Genomic DNA, 3831 nt, shown 5'->3' with positions numbered 1-3831 from the left:
CCAGATGCCATTCACGCAACAGGGGTTTTACTTGAACGAAAACGCCCCTCATTCAAGTTTCCGTGAGCGCAACCTGCACCGAGAATGAACTTCGCGACCTTCGCTCCGCCGCCCGTGGTCGACAGGTCCACCTCCGACGTCAACGCGAGGAACGAGCGCGGCGCGATCGTCGAGTTCCCCAAGCGACTGCACCAGGTTCTACCATCCCCTCGGCCCTACCAGTAATCCAATCAGATCCAGTTCAGCTCGCGCCGGGAGATTCCAGCCCCGTGTGCTTTCGAAGCGACCAGGTCGAGGTGGCGCACTGCCAGTTCGACCGCAATCGATCCCCAGAATCAGCGCCTCCCGCCGATCCTGCGCCCCCTTCCCGCGACACGGTGACCGGGCTACCACGGCAGGTTTAACCGCCGCCCCAGCGGTCATTACTGAACTGGCGGGCCTCGCCGGGACGCCAGGCGCGAACATGTCCTATTCGGTGCCGCTGCACGTCCGGCACTGTCTGTCGGGCGGCCGCCGCGCCACGTCCGGCACTGCCTCTCGGGCGGCCGCCGCCGGAGGGGCGGCAATGACGGGGATCGGCCGAAGGAAAGGATCGCTCATGCAATATCCACCGTCAAGTGCGGCCAGGGGGCATCGCCCCGATTCGTCCCGGATCGCCGTGGTGGTGGCCGGCGCCGGAGCGCGCGGGGCATACGAGGCAGGCGTGCTGTCGGTCGTCGTGCCATTCCTGCGATCCGCCGGCCACGAACCGGATCTGTTCATCGGGACCAGCGCCGGAGCAATCAATGCGACCCTGTTCGCCGCGGGCGCGCACCTTCCGGCGGACGAGCAAGCCGACACCGCGCTCGCGGTGTGGCGCAGCGTTCAGATCGACGACGTGTTCCGGCCGTTGTTGCGGACCGGGCCCGGCACCATCGCCCGGTGGGCCGGTCAGCTCTGCCGAATACCGGGGATGCGGCTGACGAGCCTGGTCGACACCGCACCGCTGGCCCGGACCGCGCACCGGTTGGTCGATTGGACACAGCTCGCCGCCAACCTCGACGGCGGCAAGGCGTCGCTGGCGGTGGTGACGACCTCCGCCGCGACCAACCGGACGGTGATCTTCGTCGACGGGAACCGTGCCGACCCGCTACCGCCGTCGGACACCACCCGTCCGATCGACTACCTCGGAGTGCGAATCACCGCCGAGCACGTCCGCGCCTCCGCCGCGATTCCTGCATTGTTCCCCGCGGTCGAGGTCTCCACCCCCGACACTGCCCGCGGCTGGTACGCGGACGGCGGGATCCGGCTGAACGCTCCCCTCAAACCGGCGTTGTCTCTGGGCTGCGGACGGCTGATCGTGGTCGCGACCCACCCCGCGGTGTACCCCGTATCCCCGGCCACCGGCGGGGAGCAGGGACCACCGGATGTGGACGACATGATGGTGCGGGTGCTGGACGCCGCCCTGGTCGACCGCATGGTCGAAGACCTCCGCACGCTCGGCAAGATCAACGAACTCGTCGCGGACGGACGCCGCACCGGCGCCAGCCAACGCCGCTATGTCGATGTGCCATACCGGTTCTTCGGCCCCGAGGAACGCGGTACCCTCGGCGCCCTCGCCGCAACCTCGTTTGATGACCGATACCGCTGGCCGGGCGGTGCACTGCGCACCATCCGGAACCCGGACCTGCCGTTGCTGGGACGGCTCCTCGGCGGTGACGGGGCCCGCCGAGGAGACCTTCTCAGCTACCTGCTCTTCGACGGCGCCTTTATCGACGCCGCAATCGGCCTCGGACAACGGGATGCGCAACTGCTCCTGGCGGACGGGGACGGCACATCCTGGCTCACAGCGGCTCCGAAGCACGTCGCTCCCGACCGGATCTCGGTGCGCGCCGCGAAACAGGCGCACGGCGAAGCGCTGCGACACTCATCGTGAGCGAGGAGAGCCGCCACTGCGATCACGCTGCCCGGGCACACCACAGCATCGACGCTGGCGGTCTGCACCCGCCCGAACGCGCCGCTCATCGCCAACACCGTCACCGACATCGGTCCTCGACATCGGTCCTCGACGGGTTGTCACGGACCTCCCAGACCCGGGGCCCGGGCGAGAAGAGAAAAAGAGTCGAGAGCGCTGCGCCTCTCGCGGACTTCTCCGAGTTCACCGTGGGCAGGGCCGCGCGGCGGGATCGGAACGGCCGCCACGAAAGTGCGACGGGTGCCCACCTGATGAACCCGTCAGACCGACCGCAGGGATGCGACTCAGTGCAGATCGAGATGCAGCCGCAGAGCCTCGTCGAGCGCGGTACGCGTTCTCGTCGAGAGCTTCCCGACCGGGTCACCGTCGAGACGACGCACCGAAACCGAACGAACCTGTTCCGCTTGAGCCTTCGACTCACGCGGCATACCCGATTCGTCAGGGTCGACGAGAACCTGAAACGCGAACACATGTGCCGTGTTACTCGTCAACGGCACCACAGTGACCACCCCCTTGCCGAGCCGCTCCGCCGTCGCGTTGGCGCGATCATTACTGACCACAACAGCGGGTCGACGCTTGGCCGCTTCGCTACCCTGCGCCGGATCAAGATCAACCCAGTGCACCTGACCCCGGCGGATCATTCCTCATCTGCCGAAGTGACGTCCCAGTCGTCGTCGACACCGCCCTCGACGAAAGCCGCCGCGTAATCGCGCTCGAGACCCACCTCTCCGAGCATCCGAACCGCGGCTCGAATCCCCGCCGACCGGCCACCCAGACCGTGGTCGCGAACGTACGCGTCGAGGACGCGAGCGTCCTCGTCGGGCAAACTGATCGTGAACCTCGTCGTCATACTGCAATCATACTCCAGTATGAACGGGCAGCCCGAAACCGACGCCGGCATCTCCGGCAACCACCCCTCCGATCACAGCGGGCCCGATCTGCTCGACCACCGGGTCCACGATGCTCGCCGCCGACATCGAGATGGCATCACAGGCCCGGTCGATCCCCTCATGCGGGATCTCCACCTCCGGGACATCCCGCGCGACCTCGCCGGCTGCATCGATCTCTCTCACCGGTGATCATCGACGTACCCCTGCGCCTGGCGGATCTGACACCGCTGCTCCAGGGTGAGTCCGGCGTTGTACTGCAGGTTCATCTGACCTCCCAGCCCCGTAGATGGGTCCTTCCACCGACGAGCTGTGTCGATCACGCAAAACGACAACACTGGAACGCAACTCACAATTCTGTGCCCGGCCCGACCCGGGGATGGCCTGGCGAGTCGAACCGCACCCGTCGACGACGGGGCCGTCAGACGGTCGGCTCCCACGGGTCGACGCAGCGGACACCGAACGTCTCGACGTACTTGGTATTACGTGTCACCACCGTCATCTCGGCGGCCTGCGCGACGGCGGCGATGAGAGCGTCGCCGAACGGCGCATGCTCTAGCACCCGGTAGGTGGCCAGCACCCGTACGGCCGGCACATCGAACGGCAACACACGGTCGGCGCAGACCGGCAGCACCCGCTCCTCGAACCACCGGCGCAGGACCCCTCCCTGCGCCGGGTCGAAATCGCTCCTTTGCGCTGGGCGGCCACGGCGGCGTCGCGGCGCAGCGGGACCGGGACGATCACCGCGTGTGCGGCCGTGATCGCCCACCGCCAGCTCTCGGCGTGGCTGGCGTTGCCGGTGTCGGCGACCAGGACGTCGCGGTGCCGGCCGAGGATCGCCCCGAGCGCTGCGGCGTCGTCGTAGCGCAGGGGTGAGTCGGCCCCGGCCCGGCCGGCGATGATGTCGGAGCCGGCCGGCTGGCGGGTCAGGAACCGCGCGAGCCTGGACGGCCGGGCGTCGGTGGTCGTGGGGTCGATGCCGGCCAGGCT

General features: G+C 68.2%; 5 protein-coding genes and 1 pseudogene. 1 reads left to right on the top strand and 5 read right to left on the bottom strand.

The window, feature by feature from the left end; genetic code table 11:
* The first annotated feature begins 598 nt into the window (after positions 1–598).
* Positions 599–1915, top strand: a complete 1317-nt coding sequence (locus tag AC1DWT_RS50075) for a patatin-like phospholipase family protein (RefSeq protein ID WP_206015807.1) — start codon at positions 599–601, stop codon at positions 1913–1915.
* A 323-nt stretch (positions 1916–2238) separates the two neighbouring features.
* On the opposite strand, the gene AC1DWT_RS50070 is transcribed toward AC1DWT_RS50075, so the two are convergent.
* From AC1DWT_RS50070 to AC1DWT_RS50050, 5 genes and pseudogenes are all read right to left on the bottom strand, one after another.
* Complete coding sequence (locus tag AC1DWT_RS50070; protein ID WP_206015806.1) at positions 2239–2595, bottom strand: type II toxin-antitoxin system PemK/MazF family toxin; 357 nt, start codon at positions 2593–2595, stop codon at positions 2239–2241.
* Positions 2592–2804, bottom strand: a complete 213-nt coding sequence (locus AC1DWT_RS50065) for a ribbon-helix-helix domain-containing protein (protein ID WP_095864309.1) — start codon at positions 2802–2804, stop codon at positions 2592–2594. Before AC1DWT_RS50065 ends, AC1DWT_RS50070 begins: the two co-directional genes overlap by 4 nt.
* Positions 2805–2811: 7 nt before the next feature.
* Positions 2812–3027, bottom strand: coding sequence for a hypothetical protein (locus AC1DWT_RS50060; RefSeq protein WP_095864308.1), 216 nt, complete (start codon positions 3025–3027; stop codon positions 2812–2814).
* A gap of 235 nt (positions 3028–3262) precedes the next feature.
* Positions 3263–3403: a hypothetical protein gene (locus tag AC1DWT_RS50055; protein WP_241031624.1), complete on the bottom strand. Its 141-nt coding sequence runs from the start codon at positions 3401–3403 to the stop codon at positions 3263–3265.
* Positions 3397–3831 (bottom strand): annotated as a pseudogene (locus tag AC1DWT_RS50050) (hypothetical protein); the annotation flags it as partial. The gene AC1DWT_RS50055 and the pseudogene AC1DWT_RS50050, both read right to left, overlap by 7 nt.

The sequence above is a fragment of the Rhodococcus sp. P4_B6 genome, assembly GCF_056402215.1.
This window is presented reverse-complemented; position numbering and strand designations above follow the sequence as displayed.